The 17,423-nt window shown below is 62.8% G+C and carries 14 protein-coding genes and 1 pseudogene; 9 read left to right on the forward strand and 6 right to left on the reverse strand.

Annotated elements, in window-relative coordinates:
* Positions 1-156 precede the first annotated feature (156 nt).
* Positions 157-693: pseudogene (locus ACP7EW_RS24870) on the forward strand (methyl-accepting chemotaxis protein); the annotation flags it as partial.
* Here ACP7EW_RS24870 and ACP7EW_RS24875 read toward each other — a convergent pair.
* The gene (locus tag ACP7EW_RS24875; protein WP_426220577.1) at positions 631-1,962 is read right to left on the reverse strand and encodes a dicarboxylate/amino acid:cation symporter; all 1,332 of its coding nucleotides are present in this window, start codon (positions 1,960-1,962) and stop codon (positions 631-633) included. The pseudogene ACP7EW_RS24870 and the gene ACP7EW_RS24875 sit on opposite strands and share 63 nt — an antisense overlap.
* An 87-nt stretch (positions 1,963-2,049) precedes the next feature.
* Positions 2,050-3,105, reverse strand: coding sequence for a tartrate dehydrogenase (locus tag ACP7EW_RS24880; RefSeq protein WP_426220579.1), 1,056 nt, complete (start codon positions 3,103-3,105; stop codon positions 2,050-2,052).
* 137 nt (positions 3,106-3,242) lie between these two features.
* Between ACP7EW_RS24880 and ACP7EW_RS24885 the strand changes: the two genes are divergently transcribed.
* Positions 3,243-4,163: a LysR family transcriptional regulator gene (locus ACP7EW_RS24885; RefSeq protein ID WP_426220582.1), complete on the forward strand. Its 921-nt coding sequence runs from the start codon at positions 3,243-3,245 to the stop codon at positions 4,161-4,163.
* Between the two features lie 6 nt (positions 4,164-4,169).
* On the opposite strand, the gene ACP7EW_RS24890 is transcribed toward ACP7EW_RS24885, so the two are convergent.
* Positions 4,170-5,552 carry an APC family permease gene (locus ACP7EW_RS24890; protein ID WP_426220585.1) on the reverse strand — a complete coding sequence of 461 codons (1,383 nt, stop codon included), beginning with the start codon at positions 5,550-5,552 and terminating at the stop codon, positions 4,170-4,172.
* Between the two features lie 139 nt (positions 5,553-5,691).
* Here ACP7EW_RS24890 and ACP7EW_RS24895 point away from each other — a divergent pair, with 139 nt between their 5' ends.
* Together ACP7EW_RS24895 and ACP7EW_RS24900 are read left to right on the forward strand one after the other, a co-directional pair.
* Positions 5,692-6,450, forward strand: coding sequence for a helix-turn-helix transcriptional regulator (locus tag ACP7EW_RS24895; RefSeq protein ID WP_426220588.1), 759 nt, complete (start codon positions 5,692-5,694; stop codon positions 6,448-6,450).
* Positions 6,451-6,531: 81 nt separating this feature from the next.
* Positions 6,532-7,422, forward strand: a complete 891-nt coding sequence (locus ACP7EW_RS24900) for a proline iminopeptidase-family hydrolase (protein WP_426220590.1) — start codon at positions 6,532-6,534, stop codon at positions 7,420-7,422.
* Between the two features lie 33 nt (positions 7,423-7,455).
* Here the strand turns inward: ACP7EW_RS24900 and ACP7EW_RS24905 are convergent, their stop codons facing one another.
* Positions 7,456-8,676, reverse strand: a complete 1,221-nt coding sequence (locus ACP7EW_RS24905; protein WP_426220592.1) for an MFS transporter — start codon at positions 8,674-8,676, stop codon at positions 7,456-7,458.
* On the reverse strand, positions 8,673-9,347 hold the full coding sequence (locus ACP7EW_RS24910; RefSeq protein ID WP_177114722.1) for an RraA family protein: 675 nt from the start codon (positions 9,345-9,347) through the stop codon (positions 8,673-8,675). Before ACP7EW_RS24910 ends, ACP7EW_RS24905 begins: the two co-directional genes overlap by 4 nt.
* 276 nt (positions 9,348-9,623) lie before the next feature.
* On the opposite strand from ACP7EW_RS24910, the gene ACP7EW_RS24915 reads away from it, so the two are divergent.
* The 5 genes from ACP7EW_RS24915 (at position 9,624) to ACP7EW_RS24935 (ending at position 16,823) form a co-directional block, all read left to right on the forward strand.
* The gene (locus ACP7EW_RS24915) at positions 9,624-10,592 is read left to right on the forward strand and encodes a hydroxyacid dehydrogenase (RefSeq protein WP_426220594.1); all 969 of its coding nucleotides are present in this window, start codon (positions 9,624-9,626) and stop codon (positions 10,590-10,592) included.
* 63 nt (positions 10,593-10,655) lie between these two features.
* Positions 10,656-11,984: an MFS transporter gene (locus ACP7EW_RS24920; protein WP_426220596.1), complete on the forward strand. Its 1,329-nt coding sequence runs from the start codon at positions 10,656-10,658 to the stop codon at positions 11,982-11,984.
* Positions 11,985-12,173: 189 nt separating this feature from the next.
* Positions 12,174-12,914: an IclR family transcriptional regulator gene (locus tag ACP7EW_RS24925; protein ID WP_177074334.1), complete on the forward strand. Its 741-nt coding sequence runs from the start codon at positions 12,174-12,176 to the stop codon at positions 12,912-12,914.
* Between the two features lie 178 nt (positions 12,915-13,092).
* Positions 13,093-15,501: a glucose/quinate/shikimate family membrane-bound PQQ-dependent dehydrogenase gene (locus ACP7EW_RS24930; protein WP_426220598.1), complete on the forward strand. Its 2,409-nt coding sequence runs from the start codon at positions 13,093-13,095 to the stop codon at positions 15,499-15,501.
* Between the two features lie 56 nt (positions 15,502-15,557).
* On the forward strand, positions 15,558-16,823 hold the full coding sequence (locus ACP7EW_RS24935) for a carbohydrate porin (RefSeq protein WP_426220600.1): 1,266 nt from the start codon (positions 15,558-15,560) through the stop codon (positions 16,821-16,823).
* 6 nt (positions 16,824-16,829) lie between these two features.
* Here ACP7EW_RS24935 and rpiB read toward each other — a convergent pair whose 3' ends face one another.
* On the reverse strand, positions 16,830-17,312 hold the full coding sequence (gene rpiB / locus ACP7EW_RS24940) for a ribose 5-phosphate isomerase B (RefSeq protein ID WP_426220602.1): 483 nt from the start codon (positions 17,310-17,312) through the stop codon (positions 16,830-16,832).
* Positions 17,313-17,423 lie beyond the last annotated feature (111 nt).

Genomic DNA, 17,423 nt, shown 5'->3' on the forward strand with positions numbered 1-17,423 from the left:
GCCAACGAAGTCGCGCGCTCCTGCAGCGCCGCCGCCACCAGTGCCGACGAGGGCTACCGTGATGTGCACGACGGCCAGCACCATATCGGTGAAGCCACCGGCAGCGTGCTCAAGCTCAGCGAGGACTTGCAGAAGTCGACCCAGACCATGCAGTTGCTGGAGCAGGACAGCAAGAACATCAACACCATCCTCGACACCATCCGTTCGATTGCCGAACAGACCAACCTGTTGGCGCTGAACGCAGCCATCGAGGCCGCCCGTGCCGGGGATCAAGGCCGAGGTTTCGCGGTGGTCGCTGACGAGGTCCGCGCCCTCGCCCGTCGCACCGCCGACTCCACTGGCGAGATCGACAGCCTGCTCGGCAACCTCGCCCGTCGCACCCAGGAAGTGACGCAGCAGATGCAAGGCAGCCTGCTGGTGTCCCACACCAGCGTGGAACGTATCCAACAGGCCCGCGACAGCTTCGACAAGATCCGCGGTTCGGTGGACTCGATCCGCGACCAGAACACCCAGATCGCTACCGCCGCCGAAGAGCAGCACCAAGTGGCCGAAGAGATCAACCGACACATCGCGCAGATCCATGCCGACGCGCAGCTGGTCGAAGGCTTCGCCCACTCGGCGCAGACCGGGTCAGGTCGGTTGACGGATATTTCGGGTCAGCTCAAGGGCTTGGTGGGTCGGTTCAAGTTCTAGATCCGGCTTGGGGCTCTCGACTTCACCGTCGAGGGCCTTGCGCATTTTCACCACGTCCAATGCCCCCACCCACTTGGCGATGGCCATAGTGCCAACGCCATTGCCGATGGTGTTGGTGATCGCCCGCGCTTCCGACATAAAGCGGTCCACCCCCAATAACAACACCATGCCCGCCACCGGAATCGTGCCCAGGGACGACAACGTCGCCGCCAGGATAATAAAGCCGGAACCGGTCACCCCCGCCGAGCCCTTGGACGTGAACATCAATACCGCCAGCACGATCAACTGATCGGTGAGGGTCAAGGGTGTGTTGGTGGCCTGGGCGATAAAGATCGCGGCGATGGTGTAGTAGATCGCCTGCCCGTCCGGGTTGAAGGTCAGGCCGGACGGGATGATCATCCCGGCCACCGGCTTGGACACCCCAGCCTTCTCCATCTTGGCGATCATCTGCGGCAGTACCGACTCCGACGAACTGGTGCCGAGCACGGTGAACAGCTCTTCCTTGATGAACTTCAGGAACTTCCACAGGCTGAACCCGCTGTAACGGCAGATCGGCCCCAGCACAAAGATCACAAACACAGCGCAGGTCAGGTAGACACAGGCCATCAGCTTGCCGAGGGAAAACAGCGAGCCAAAACCGTATTTGCCGATGGTGAAGGCAATCGCGCCAAACGCGCCGATGGGCGCCAGGCGCATCACCATGTTGACGATGCGAAACATGCCTTGCATCAGGCTGTCGAGCGTGTCGACGAAGGGTTTGCCACGTGGCCCCACCGCCGCCAGCGCGACGCCAAGCAGGATGGAAAACAGCAGGATCTGCAACACGTTGCCCTTGGCAAAGGCATCCACCAGGGTGTCGGGAATGATGTTCATGATGAAGTCCATGAACGACGCATGTTTGACCGCCGTGGTGTAGGTGGCCAGGCTCGACGTGTCGAGGGTCGCCACATCGATGTTCATGCCGGCGCCGGGCTTGAACACATCCACCACCACCAGCCCGACCACCAGGGCCAAGGTAGACACCACTTCAAAGTAGATCAACGCGCGAAAGCCGACGCGCCCCAGTTCTTTCATGTTCTCCATCTTCGCGATGCCGGTGACCACCGTGAGAAAGATCACCGGCGCCAGGAGCATTTTGATCAGCTTGATGAAGGCATCACCCAAGGGCTTGAGCGCGGCACCGGTCTCCGGGACACAGACCCCGACAATCGCGCCGAGGATCACCGCGAGCAGTACTTGTACGTAGAGTTTGCCAAAGATTCTTTTCATGACAGGGCCCTGATTCTTATTGTTGTCAGGAAGTGCCAAGGGGCTGGCGTGCAACCCCTCGGCGTGGTGCCGCCGTACTTCAGTGAATCAGCGGTTGATCAGCGCGATAACCGCATCGGTGATCTGGCGGGTGGTCGCCGTGCCACCCAGGTCCGGCGTGTGCAGGCCGCTTTCGGTAACGGCTTCGATCGCCGACATCAGTTGCCGGGCCGCGGCCAATTCGCCCAGGTGTTCAAGCATCATCGCGGCGGTCCAGAAGGTGGCGATGGGGTTGGCGACGCCCTTGCCGGTGATGTCAAACGCCGAACCGTGGATCGGCTCGAACATCGAGGGGAACTGGCGCGACGGGTTGAGGTTGGCCGTGGGCGCAATGCCCAGGCTGCCGGACAACGCAGCGGCGAGGTCGGAGAGGATGTCGGCGTGCAGGTTGGTGGCGACAATCACGTCCAATGTCGCGGGTTTGAGTACCATGCGCGTGGTTACGGCATCCACCAGTTCCTTGTCGACCTTCACGTCGGGGAAGTCCTTGGCCACTTCATAGAAGATTTCGTCCCACAGCACCATGCCGTGGCGCTGGGCGTTGGACTTGGTGACCATGGTTAAATGCTTGCGCGGACGGCTGCGCGCCAGTTCGAAGGCAAAGCGGTGGATGCGCTCCACACCGGCGCGGGTGAACACCGAGACTTCCGTCGCCACCTCTTCCGGCAAGCCGCGATGCACTCGGCCGCCGTTGCCGGAATATTCACCTTCGGAGTTCTCGCGTACCACCACCCAGTCAATCTGCTCGCCGTTGTGCAGCGGACTTTTCACCCCTGGCAACACCCGCGCCGGGCGCACGTTGGCGTATTGGTCGAAGCCTTGGCAGATCGGCAGACGCAGTCCCCACAGCGAGATGTGGTCCGGTACATTCAGCGCGCCCACGGCGCCGAAGAAGATCGCATCGAAGGTTTTCAGTTCGGCCAGGCCGCCTTCGGGAATGTAGTAGCCATTCTTCAGGTAATTGTCGGAGTTCCAGTCAAAATGCTTGAAGTGCAAGGCGAAACCGGCTTTTTGCGCCAGGCTTTGCAGCACTTCGACACCCGCCGCGATTACTTCCACACCAATGCCGTCACCCGGGATTGCTGCAATGTTGTATGCGCTCATTCGATCACTCCACTTCGTCACGTTGTTGTTTTTGCCGTTGGACGAGGCTGTCCAAACGGGGTGTGATCGGAGTATATGTAGCGATCCAAGCCGCATGATCGACTCGAAATCACTACATAATTAACTTTGAGTTATGAATGAGCCAGACTCTGGATTTGTCGTTTTTCTACCTGCTGGCCAATAAAGGCAGCCTGGTCGCCACCGCCCGCGAATTGGGCGTGACCCCACCGGCAGTGAGCAAACGCCTGACGGCGCTGGAGGCGCGCCTGGGCATCCGGCTGGTCAACCGCACCACCCGCTCCATGAGCCTGACCACCGAGGGCGAACTGTATTTCAGCCAGGCGGCGCGCATCCTCACCCAGATCGACGAACTGGAGCAGCAGCTCAGCAGCAGCCGCGCCACGCCCAAGGGCCTGATCCGGGTGAATGCATCCCTGGGCTTTGGTCGCCGGCATATCGGCCCGGCCCTCGCCGCGTTTTTTGCGCAGTACCCGGAGGTGGAGATCCAGCTGGAAATCAGCGACCACCCGCTGGACCTGACCACCCACGGCTTCGACCTGGGCATTCGCTTCGGCAGCCTGCCGGATGCGACCTTCCATGCACGCAAGATCGCCTCCAACCGCCGCTTGCTGTGCGCATCGCCGCTGTACCTGGACAAATACGGCACGCCGCAGAAACTCGCCGACCTGCACCAGCACAACTGCATTTTCATCCGCCAGAACGAATCGCCCTATGGCGTGTGGTCGTTCACCCACGGCGGTCACACCGAGAACATCAAGGTGCAAGGCGCACTGGGCTGCAACGACGGCGAAGTGGCCCTGAACTGGGCGCTGGAGGGCTACGGGATTTTGCTGCGCGCCGAATGGGACATCGCCCGCTACGTGCGCAGCGGACGCCTGCGCCTGGTGCTGGAAGACAAGACGCCGACCCGCGCCGATGTGTATGCGGTGTACCCGCAGCAATTGCACCTGTCGGCGCGGGTGCGCAGCCTGATCGACTTTCTGATCGAGCGTTTCAAGCACCTGGATAAGGTGGATGACGCGCTGATGCCTGACTGAGGTGCGTCAGCCCACGGAGGCATCCACCTTGAGTTCCGTCGAACGCCCGGTGGCCTTGAAAAACACCAGCACGGCAATCCCCAGCGCAATCCAGCACGTGCCGCCGACCTTGGCATAGCTGTCGGAGTTGACCAGCACGTAGCTGATGATCACAAAGCCGATCAGTGGCACCAGCCCGTGCAACAGTCGGCGACCGGCGCTGCGGTAGTGCCAGGCCACGGCCACATGGAGCAGCAAAAACGCGGTCAGCGCACCAAAGTTGCACATCGACGCCAGCAGGTTGATCTGCCCCACGAAGAACAGACCCAGCACCAGGCTCAAGCCCGCAACCAGCAATGTCGCGCGCTGCGGCACGCCGGTGACGGGGTGCACCTGGCTGAGAAACTGCGGCAATTGGCGGTCCCGCGCCATGGCGAATAACAAGCGCGAAGTGGCGGCCTGAGCCACCAGGGAGTTAGCGATCGCTGCGCCGATCGCTACGGCCAGGGCGATCACCACCTGCAACCAGGGCCCGGCCACCAGGCGGCCGATTTCATAGAAGGCGTTGTTCGACGCATCGGCATCCGGGTACTGCACCAGATTGGGCTGCAACAGCGCCGCCAGCCAGGTCTGCACCATGAACAACGCCGCCACCAGCGCCAGTGCCCATAAGGTCGCACGTCCCACCGCTCGGCTGCCGCCACGGGTTTCTTCCGACAAGGTGGAGATCGCATCGAAGCCCAGGAACGACAGCACCGCCACCGACAACGCGCTGAAGATCAGCGGCAGGGAAAACTCCTCCGGGTTGTACAGCGGCTTCATGGTCCAGCTGGCGCCATTCACGCCGTTGCTGATCGCGATACTCGCCAGCACCACGAACACCACCAGCACCACCAGTTGCCCGTAGAGGAACAAGCGGTTGGCGCGGGCGGTGGTCTGGATACCGCGCAGGTTGACCAGGGTGTTGAGCACCACGAAAAACACGATCCACAGCGGCTGAGGCACGGCGGGGATCACGTTGGCCATGGCGTTGGCGCCGATCACGTAGAGCAAGGTGGGCACCAGCAGGTAGTCGAGCAGGATCGCCCAGCCCGCCAGGAACCCCAACTGGCTGTTCAGCCCACGCCCGACGTAGGCATACACCGAACCCGCCACCGGGAACGCATGGGACATCTGCTGGTAACTGATGGCGGTAAACAGCATGGCGACAAAGCCGATCAGGTAGGTCAGCGGGACCATGCCGTGGCTGGCGTCAAACACCCCGCCAAAGATCGAGAACGGCGCCAGCGGCACCATGAACACCATGCCGTAGATCAGCAGGTCACCCAGGCTGAGCTGGCGCTTGAGTTGTTGGGTATATCCGAAACGCGCCAGCTGCGCGCTGTCACCGGGGGTGGAAGGATCGATCATGATGACGCTCCGCAAGGGTTGAACAGAAGCCTCACTCTAGGGCGGTACAGGCTGGCAGCTCTATCCTGAAAAATACTAGGTTTTGGCCTTGGCAGACTGTTTGCTTGAAAAACCGCGCAACCCCACGCCCGGAGGCGCCATGCACACCGACCTGATGCGATTCAGCGAGCAACTCGCCCACACCACGACGCTGGATGCGTGCCTGGCCGAGGTTCAGGCCGCCACTAACTCACTGGGTTTCAAGACGCTGATCTACGACTATGCCCCCGTGCCAGTCAGCCATGAAGGCGCGCTGATCACGCCGTCAGTGTTCAAGACGCTGAATGCCCCGACGGACATGCACGCCCTGTGGTGCGAGCGCGGCTATTACCAGATCGATCCGGTGCAGCAATGCGCGGCACGCCGCACCACGCCATTTGTCTGGTCATTTGGCACGGACACGCACTGGAACGGCGCCCTCACCGAGGCCCATCGCCCGGTGGCCCACTACATTCGCGACTATGGCCTGAGCACTGGCTTGACCGTGCCGCTGCACTTGCCCGATGGCGGCTTCGCCACGCTGACGGCGATTGTCGACGGCACGCCCAACGGCGCCGAGCAGCAAGCCCAGCACAACCTTGGTGAGATGCTGGTGCTGGCCCACGCCTTCCAGGCCAGGGCCAGCGAGTTACTGGCGCCGGCCGAGCGCTGCTGCACGCACATCCACCTCACCCGCCGCGAACGCGAGTGCCTGCAACATTCGGCCAAGGGGCTGACCGCCAAAGGCATTGCCGCCACCCTCAACCGCTCCCAGGCGACGGTCAACCTGCACCTGGTCGGCGCCGCGCGCAAACTGGGCGCGCGCAACCGTGTGGAAGCGGTCGTGCGCGGCCTGCATTACCGGCTGGTGGAAGTCTGAGAACCTAGCATTTTTGCCAGTGCCGCTGACGGCACGCTTTGGCTAGCCTGTACCTCATTGATCCCCAAGGAGGTACACAGCATGCAGGTTCGCGAAGGTTATGCCGATTTCCGTGGACATCGGACATGGTTCCGAGTCACCGGCGATCTGGACTCGGGGCGCCTGCCCCTGATCGTCGCCCATGGCGGCCCCGGCTGCACCCACGACTACGTCGACAGTTTCAAGGATTTGGCGGCCACCGGCCGGGCGGTGGTGCACTACGACCAGATCGGCAATGGCCGCTCGACTCACCTGCCGGATGCCCCCAGCGAATACTGGGTGGTCGACCTGTTCCTCGCTGAACTGAACAACCTGATCGCCCACTTGGGCATCCGCGATTACGCCCTGCTCGGCCAATCCTGGGGCGGCATCCTCGGCGCCGAGCATGCGGTACGCCAGCCGGCCGGCCTCAAGGCGCTAATCATCGCCAACTCGCCGGCGTCCATGGCGTTGTGGTCCGAGGCGGCGAATGAATTGCGCCAGGCGTTGCCCGCCGAGGTGCAGGCCATGTTGCTGCAACATGAGAGAGCAGGCACTACCGACAGCGCCGAATACCGCGCAGCCTCGGACGTGTTCTACGCGCGCCATGTATGCCGCGTCCAACCGATGCCCGCCGAAGTCGCGCGTACCTTCGCCGCCATCGACGCCGACCCCACGGTGTATCACGCCATGAACGGCCCCACCGAATTCCATGTGATCGGCAGCATGCGTGACTGGACGATCATCGATCGCCTGTCACGCATCCAAGTGCCGACGCTGTTGATTTCCGGCCGCTACGATGAGGCCACGCCCGCGACGGTGCAGCCGTTCGCCGACGGCATTGCGGATGTGCAGTGGCAGATTTTCGAGCATTCCAGCCACATGCCCCACGTGGAAGAGCGTGACGCGTGCATGGCGTGTGTGGCGCGGTTTCTGGAACAGCGACTGAGCTAGCAGGCCGGGTCAAGCCGCGGGCCGTCGGTGCTTTCAACCGCGCCGGCGGCTGATCTGCCAACTCGCCAGCTGATAAAACCCGAGCAAACCGCCCGCCAGCAGCAGGGTCCATTGCACGTTCAGCGCCGCCGCCAACAGACCGGCAAGTAACCCGCCGATGGCTTCAAAACCGAAGCGCATGGCGATGTAGAACGCGATCACCCTGCCCCGCAAGGCTTCGGGCGCGGCGCTTTGCAGCGTCATGTTGCTGCTGACATTGCTCACCGTGATACCAAAACCCAACCCGGCCAGCGCAACCAAGGTAAACCACAGCGGCGGGTTGGCCGCCACCGCACACAACGACACCGCACACACCACCGCGCCCATGGCGATGATACGGCTCAACCGCGAGGTGCTGCCCGCGAACGCAAGAAAGATCGTGGCCACAAAAGCCCCCGCGCCCGCAGCGCCCCAGAGCCAGCCCAGGGTCTGTGCATCGCCGCTGAACGTGTGCTTGGCCAGGATCGGCAGCAGCACCGTGTAGCAGGAGGCAAGCAGGTTCACCATCACCACGCTGATCAGCAAGCGCCGGATGGACAATGTGCCCCACAGGTAGCGCAGGCCTTCGCGGAAGATCTCCGCGGTAGAGCCCTTGGCGCGCACTTGTGCGCGACTCTTCACCTGACCCAGCCCGATCAGCAACATGCCGAAGGCGATGGCGGTGAGCAGGAAGCAACCGGCCTCGCCGCTCCAATTGATCAGCAAACCGGCCAGCGGCGGGCCGATAAAGCGCGCGGCGTTGATCAGCATCGCATTGAGTACGAGGGCATTGGGCAGGTCGTTGGGGTCATCGACGAAACTGGCGATCAAGGCTTGGCGTAGGGGCGTTTCCAGCGCATTGAGCAAGCCCAGCAGCAGCGCCATGGCGATGATGACCTCGCGGCCCATCCACTGCTGCCAGGTGAGCACGGCGAGCGCCACCGATTGCACTGCCAGTATGGCCTGCACCGCCATCAGCAGGCGGCGCTTGTCGTGGCGGTCGGACCAGGCGCCCGCCAGCGGCCCGACCAACAGCTGCGGCAACAGCGTCAGAAACGCAATCGCGCCCAGCAGTACGGCCGAGCCCGTCAGGTGGTAGGCCAGCCACGACAGCGCGACCTGTTGCACCCATTTGCCCAGAGTGGAGAGGCCCTGGCCAACAAAGTAGATCTGGAAATTACGATGGCGCAACGCGCGGATGGGCGCGGGCCATCGGGGGGTAGACGCAGGATTCAAATAAACTCGCAGCCCTTTTGTGTCAGGGATTTAAGGACCCAGGAACGGTCGTTTTCGCCCAGTGCAATCTGTTCCAGCTGCTTCTGTTCGGCGGCATGTTTGGCATAGGCGCGATCATACACCTCGCCGACCTGCTCGAACGGCACGCAGAGCAAACCGTCCTCATCCCCGATCACCAGGTCGCCCGGTTCGATCACCATGCCGGCCAGGGCAATCGGCACGTTCACCTCGCCAGGGCCATCCTTGTAAGGGCCACGATGGGTGATACCGGCGGCGAACACCGGGAACTCCCCGGCGCCGATGCTGGCGGCGTCGCGAATCGCGCCGTTGATCACAATACCCGCCACGCCCTTCTTGATCGCGTAGGCCACCATCATCTCGCCAATCAGCGCGTTGCTCAGGTCACCGCCGGCATCCACCACGATCACGTCGCCAGGCTCGGCGATGTCCAGCGCGTGATGCAGCATCAGGTTGTCCCCCGGCCGTGCCTTCACGGTCAGCGCCGGCCCGACCAATACGCCCGTGCGGTGCATCGGTTGCAGGCTGGCGCCACCGGCGGTCATGCGGTGCATGGAGTCGCTGATGTTGGCGACGGGCACGGTGCGGTAACGCTCGACCCACTCGGCAGCGACCTTGCGTTGCTGCTTGAGCACTCTGAATCCGATGGACATGGGGCATTCCTCTGATGATTTTTGTTTGTTTTGAAACGTCGTTTCGAAATTAACATCGCAAATTCAAATCAACAAGACCCAAACCCGAGTCATCCGCCAAATGACGAGCGGCAAACCCCCGCAGAAACAATTTAAACCCCTGATAAAACGAGGCCAAGCCTCAAATACAGCTCGATTTTAAGCGGCCACTGAAAAATTTATTTATTGCAACGACGTTTCATTATGCTAATTTCCAGCCACTACCGCACACCGACAAAAACACCAAGGTGCACAGAAATGACCCGAACCCTCCTGCTGACCGGCCCGGAATTGACCGCCGACGCCATGGCCCACGCTGCCTCCCACGGCGTGCGCATCATCCCCACCACGCCCTACGCACCGGCCGATGAACTCATCGCGATCATTGCCCGCGAACAACCGGACGCGATCATCGTGCGCCAGGGCCAACTGACCCGCGAGATGATCAACGCCTCCGCCGCACTGAAAATCATCGCCAAGCACGGCGTGGGCTACGACACCATCGACATCGCCGCCGCCGCCGAGCGCCAGATCCCGGTGACCATCGCCCTGGGCGCCAACGCGCAATCGGTGGCCGAACACGCCTTGGCATTGATGTTCAGCGTGGTGCGCCAGACCGCCCTGCTCGACGCGCGGATGCGTGACGGGCATTGGGACAAGGCCACTTCGGTGGGTATCGAACTGTCCGGCAAGACCCTGGGCCTGGTGGGCCTTGGCGCCATCGGACGGATCCTGATGGAACTGGTGGCGCCACTGCGCATGACCATCAAAGTGTTTGACCCCTACCTGGCGGACCTGCCGAACGTGGAGCGCGTCGACACCATTGATGACCTGCTGGCGAGCTGCGATATCATCAGCCTGCATTGCCCGCTGACCGAGCAAAACCGCAACCTGTTTGGCGCCGCGCAGTTCAAGCGCATGCGCCCAGGCAGCATTCTGATCAACACGGCACGCGGGGAGCTGATCGATACCGAAGCCTTGGTCCACGCCCTGAGCACCGGGCAGATTGCCGGCGCCGGGCTCGACACCTTCAACCCCGAACCGCCACCCGCCGACTCGGCGCTGTGGGGCTTGCCGACCCTGGTGGCCACCCCTCACGTGGGCGCCAATACCGCCGAAGCACGGGACCGCGTGGGCCTGCTGGCCCTGCAACACATCATCGATTTCTGGGACGGCATCGCGCCGCCGCCGCGTGCGGTGGTCAACCGCCATCTCTACGCACACTGACATCGCCCGCCAATTACGCGGGCTCATCACGCTTCTCCAAAAAAAACAACACGGGAGAGAGTCATGCCTATCAGTTCTACCGACATCAGCGCCCTTGAGCGCTCAACCATGCGCAAGGTGGCGTGGCGACTGCTGCCATTCCTGATCCTGTGCTACCTGCTGGCGATCATCGACCGTGGCAACATCGGCATGGCCTCGTTGCAAATGAACCAGGACCTGGGGCTGACCCCGGCAATCTTCGGCTTTGCCAGCAGCCTGTTCTTTGTCTCGTACTTCCTGGTGGAAGTGCCGAGCAACCTGGCCCTGCAGCGCTTCGGCGCGAGGGTGTGGATTGCGCGGATCATGATCACCTGGGGCCTGATTTCCGCCGGCACCGCGTTTGTCACGGGCGCCAACTCGCTGTATGTGATGCGCTTCCTGTTGGGTGCGGCCGAGGCCGGCTTCTTTCCGGGCGTGCTGTTGTACCTCACCTACTGGCTGCCAGCGGCGTACCGTGGGCGCATGGTCGCTATTTTCATGGTGGCGATTCCCGGTGCCAACTTCATCGGCTCGCCGCTGTCCGGCTTGTTGTTGAGCCTGGACGGCTGGTTCGGCATGCGCGGTTGGCACTGGCTGTTCATCATCGAAGGCATTCCCGCTGTACTGCTGGGCATCGCCTGCCTGTTCGTGCTGACCGATCGCCCGGAACACGCCAAATGGCTGAGCCACGAGCAACGCCACTGGCTCACCAGTCGACTCGACGAAGAACGCAGCCGCAAGACCGCTATCGGGCATATCTCATTGTGGAAACTGCTGCGCCACAAACACATCTGGGTGCTGGCACTGATCTACTCCGGCGCCTCGGCGGCCGGCAGCACCATGAGCGTGTGGGCGCCGCAACTGCTCAAGACCTTTGGCTTGAACAACCTGGAAATCGGCCTGGTCAACGCGATCCCCTACGGGCTGGCATCGATCCTGATGATCCTGTGGGGCCGAAGCTCGGATAAAACCGGCGAACGCCGCTGGCACACCGCGACCACCTTGTTGCTGATCACGGGCGGCCTGCTCTTGGCACTGGTCACCTCATCCCTGGTGGCGACGGTGATCATGCTGTCGATGGTGCTGATCGGTGCTTACTCCATGAAAGGACCGTTCTGGGCACTGGTCTCCACCTGGCTCTCCTCCTCGACCGCCGCCGCTGGCTTGGCGGCGGTGGGCGCGATGGCCAACCTGATTGGCGGCGGGATCATGGTTAACGTGTACGGCACGATTCATCATGCTACGGGCAGTTACGCGATTGCGCTGCTGCCATTGGCGGCGCTGTGTGCGGCAGGTGCGGTGATGGTGTTGTTGATGGGGCGCAAGCAGATGAAGGAAACCGTGGAATTCAATAAAGCCGCCAACGCCAACTGAAATCCTAATGCCACCCACCTGTGGCGAGGGCGCTTGCTCCCGTTGGATCGCGAAGCGGCCCCAGACAATGGGACTGCTACGCAGTCCAACGGGAGCAAGCTCCCTCGCCACAGGTACAGTGCTCAGTCAAGATTGCCCCCACCCGCCAATACCAGTATTTTGCAGCCTACCCCCAACAAGGAGCACCCCATGGTAAAAACCCGCCCACGCCCCGCAGTCACCGGGGTGGCCTCGGCCGATCGGGTGCTCACCGTGCTCACTGCCTTCCGTATGGGGGATACCGCCCTGGAGCTGGCCGAACTCGCCGCCCGCACCGGGCTGATCAAAAGCACCATCATGCGCTTGATGGTCTCGCTGGAGGATCACGGCCTGATCACCCGCCTGGCCGACGGTCGCTATCAGTTGGCCACCGAGATCATGCGCTTGAACACCGTGTATCAGGACGGCCTCGACCTTGAACGCCACATCACCCCACTGCTGCACCGCCTGACCCAGGAAACCGGCGAAACCGCGTCCTTCTATGTACGCCACGGCGCTTATCGGATGTGCCTGTACCGCGTGAACTCCCCCCACCACCTGCGCCTGCACCTGCAACCCGGCGACACCCGCCCCATGGACGGTGCCGCCGGGGCCGAGGCGTTGCGCACGCCCTATTCGCTGGCCGCGAAGATGATCAAGCCGATTTTCTCCCACGGTGCCACCGACCCCCACGCCTCGTCCATGGCCCTGCCGATCTTCGGCCCAGGAGAAAACCTGATCGGTGCGCTGGTACTGTCCGGCCCCGCCAGCCGCCTGACCGCCGAACAAGCGCAGACGCTGCACCCGCTGTTCCAGCAAGCCGCCGTCGAACTGACCCGTAGCCTGGGTGGCGACGCACTGGCCGACACCGACGCCCCGCAGAAAAAGCTGCGCGGCAAAAAAGCCGACTAAACTCATCACGGATGCGCAGAACAGCAGGGTGCGAGACGGATCGCACCCTGAGCGACATTCCACCACATCCCATCATCGCAGCACCTGTAATAGTCTATTGCAGGACTCTAATGTACTAACCAGTTACTTATCTTGCTAAAATCGCGTCTTTGCCCTCTCACATTCGAGTCCTGTCGACATGAAACGAGCATCGCGCGCCGCTGGCGCCTCTAGATTATTACTGCTGGGCCTGGGCGTGGTCATCGCCCTGCTCGGCCTCGCGCTGGCCATTGGCGGCGTCAAACTGGTCAGCCTGGGAGGTTCCTGGTACTTCCTGATCGGCGGCGCAGTCATGACGATTGCCGGGTTGCTGATCGCCGGCCGCAAGCCGGCCGGCGCCTGGTTGTTCGCCGCCTTTTTGATTGGCACGGCCATTTGGGCGGTGGCGGACGTGGGCCTGGTGTTCTGGCCGTTGTTCTCTCGCGTGTTCATGTTCGCGGCCATCGGCATGGTGGTGGCGCTGGTGTACCCGCTGCTCGTCAACCGGCCTGCACGTGGCGCCTATGCGGTGGCTGGCGTACTGGCGTTGGGCGTGGCAGTCGCGGCGGGCAACATGTTCGTCGCCCACCCGAGCGTGGCGCCGACCGGCGCCGGCCCTGGCACCACCCCGGTGGCTGCGGCCGACGCACAGAAAGACTGGGCGCATTACGGCAACACCGAAGGCGGCAGCCGCTTCGCCGCGCTGGACCAGATCAACCGTGACACAGTCAACAAGCTCAAAGTGGCCTGGACCTACCACACCGGCGACGTCGCGATCAGCGACGGCAACGGTGCCGAAGACCAGCTGACGCCCCTGCAGATCGGCAACAAGGTGTTCATCTGCACGCCGCACAACAACCTGATCGCCCTGGACGCCGACACCGGCAAAGAGCTGTGGAAGAACGAGGTCAACGCCAAATCGGCGGTGTGGCAGCGTTGCCGTGGCATGGCCTACTTCGACGCCACCGCGCCGATTGCCCAGCCGACCCAGCCGAATAGTTCACCGATCATTGCCGCCAGTGTTCCGGCCGGTGCGCAATGCCAGCGTCGCCTGCTGACCAACACCATCGACGCGCGCTTGATCGCCGTAGATGCCGACACCGGCAAATTCTGCGAAGACTTCGGCACCCACGGCCAGGTGGATTTGAAAGCCGGCCTGGGTAACGTGCCGGACAGCTACTACCAACTGTCTTCCGCGCCCCTGATCGCCGGCACCACCGTGGTAGTCGGCGGCCGCGTGGCCGACAACGTGCAGACCGACATGCCCGGCGGCGTGATCCGTGGCTTCGACGTGATCAGCGGCCAGATGCGCTGGGCCTTCGACCCCGGCAACCCGGAAGACAAAAAAGCCCCGGCTGACGGCAGCACCTACGTGCGCAGCACGCCGAACAGCTGGGCGCCGATGTCCTACGACCCGCTGATGAACACGATCTTCCTGCCGATGGGCAGTTCGTCCACCGACATCTACGGCGTGGAACGCACCCAGCTCAACCACAAATACGGCGCTTCAGTGCTGGCGCTGGACGCCTCCACCGGTACGGAAAAGTGGGTGTACCAGACCGTCCACAATGACCTGTGGGACTTCGACCTGCCGATGCAGCCAAGCCTGATCGACTTCACGCCACCGGGCGGCGACAAAGCCGTGCCTGCGGTCGTGATCGGCACCAAGGCCGGGCAGATCTACGTGCTCGACCGCGCCACCGGCAAACCGCTGACCGACGTTAAAGAAGTACCGGTCAAGGCCGCCAACATCCCCAACGAACCCTACTCTCCGACCCAGCCGAAATCGGTGGGCATGCCGCAGATCGGCGCGCAAACCCTGACCGAATCGGACATGTGGGGCGCCACTCCCTACGATCAGCTGCTGTGCCGTATCGACTTCAAGGGCATGCGCTACGACGGCCTGTACACCGCGCCGGGCACTGATAAATCCCTGAGTTTCCCAGGCTCCCTGGGCGGCATGAACTGGGGCAGTATTTCCACCGACCCGGTACACGGCTTTATCTTCGTCAATGACATGCGCCTGGGCCTGTGGATCCAGATGGTGCCGTCGCAGAACAAGGCCCAGGCCGCGTCCGGTGGCGAAGCACTGAACACCGGCATGGGCGCCGTGCCGCTCAAGGGCACGCCGTATGCCGTGAACAAGAACCGATTCCTGTCGGTGGCCGGCATTCCGTGCCAGGCGCCGCCGTTCGGCACCCTGACCGCCATCGATATGAAGACGCAAAAGGTCGCCTGGCAAGTGCCGGTCGGCACCGTGGAAGACACCGGCCCGCTGGGCATTCGCATGCACCTGCCGATCAAGATCGGCCTGCCAACCCTCGGCGGCACCCTGTCGACCCAGGGCGGCCTGATCTTTATCGCCGGCACCCAGGATTTCTACCTGCGCGCCTTCAACAGCGGCAACGGTGATGAAGTCTGGAAAGCCCGCCTGCCCGTGGGCAGCCAAGGTGGCCCGATGACTTACGTGTCGCCGAAAACCGGCAAGCAATACATCGTCATCACCGCCGGTGGCGCACGCCAGTCCACCGACCGTGGCGACTACGTGATCGCCTACGCCCTGCCATAACCCCTGTTCGCGCGGCGCCTCCCTCGGCGCCGCGCCTTCTGCCTGGAAAAACCCGCATGACCCCCACTTCTCCTATTCCCCTTGGGCGCCTGTTGCTGGGCCTCGCCCTGGGTGCCGCCCTGCCCGTGCAAGCCGATGACACCACCCTGACCGGCGACTGGGGCGGCCTGCGCCGTGAACTCGACGCGCAAGGCATCCGCTTTACCGGCGACTACAGCGGCGAAACCGCCTACAACGCCCACGGTGGCCAGCACCGCTCGGCGCGCTACTCGCAGAACCTCAAGCTGGGCGTGCAGTTCGACCTGGGCAAGCTCTACGGTTTCAATAATGGCGACCGCATCCAAGTCACTATTAACGACCGTCGCGGCAACAGCGCTTCCGAGGATTTGGTGGGCAACCGCCTGCCGATCCAGGAAAACTACGGTGGCCTCTACACGCGCCTGACCGAATTGAGCTACGAGCGCACGCTGTTCACGCCGGCCCTCAACGTCAAGCTCGGCTACATGGCCATGGGCAATGACCTCGGCGGCTTGGACAGCGGCATCCTGTGCAACTTCATGAACGCCGGTTTCTGCGGGCACCCGCTGAACATGTCCGGCGGCAGCGGCTGGACCAACTACCCCAATGCACGCCTGGGTGCGCGGGTGAAATACGACTTCGCACCCAACTGGCAACTGCGCGTCGCCGCGTTCAACGTCGACCCGCAAAGCAACGGTAACTCCAGCCGCGCCTGGAAACTGGGACCCAAACACACCACCGGCACCGTGGTGCCGATCGAGCTGGTGTACAAACACGCGGGCAACCTGCCGGGTGAATACAAGCTGGGCTATTACTACGACAGCTCCGACGTGAAACGCATCGGCAGCAGCAAGGAAGTCAGCGGTCGCGGCGGCCACTACCTGCTGATCGACCAGGCCGTGTGGGCCTCCGACTCCTCCGCCGGCCGCGTGCTGCACGCCTTCGGTCAATACTCTGCCGCCAGTGAAGCGGCTTCGCCGTTCAGCAAGTGGTATGGCGCGGGCGTGGTGCTGTACAAGCCGTTCGAAGGCCGGCCGCGTGACACCCTGGCACTGGGTTACGGTCGCGCCGTGCCCAACCCGCGCAGCCGCGAGGTGCAGGAGCTGGCAGCCTTCAACGCCGGCAACGAATACCCCAACCTGAGCAATGCCGAACAGCTGATCGAACTCAGCTACGGCTACCAGGCCACGCCCTGGCTGACCCTGCGCCCGGATGTGCAATACATCATCGAGCCGGGTGCGTTTTCCGGTGACAACATCGACAACGCCCTGGTGCTGGGCCTGCAGGTCAAGGCGGTGTTCTGAAACGGCTCAGTCGTCTGACGGCAACGCCCTGTTCGCCTGTTCGAGCGCAGTGATGCGCTCGACTTTCTTGCCGGAGCGCTCCGCTTCGAACTCCGATTCCAGAAACACTTTGACGATGCTCTTGGCCAGCTCGGGCCCGATCACCCGCGCACCAATGGACAGGATCTGCGCATCGTTGCTCTTGCGCGCACGCTCGGCCGAATACGTGTCGTGAGCCTGTGCAGCCCGCACGCCTTTGATCTTATTGGCAGAGATCGCCATGCCAATGCCGGTTCCGCAAATCAACACGCCCAGGCGCTGCTCACCCGCCCCCACCGCCATGGCCACCGCCGCCGCGATATCGGGATACAGCACGGGGGTGGACGAATGACAGCCAAAGTCCTCGACCCCATGCCCCAGGCCTTCGATAAAGCGCTTGAGCAATTCCTTGAGTTCGAAGCCCGCCTCGTCGCATCCGATGGCCACCGAAAACGTCGTTTGTGCACCCATTACTGTTTCTCCATCAGACCGATCATATGATCACTCGTTGAAATTATGCACAATCATTAGCGGGCGATGAGCAGGTCGCTGTCAAGGCTTATTTAAAGACCCAAACACTAA

The organism is Pseudomonas sp. DWRC2-2 (genome assembly GCF_049897885.1).
Classification (GTDB): domain Bacteria; phylum Pseudomonadota; class Gammaproteobacteria; order Pseudomonadales; family Pseudomonadaceae; genus Aquipseudomonas; species Aquipseudomonas azotoformans_A.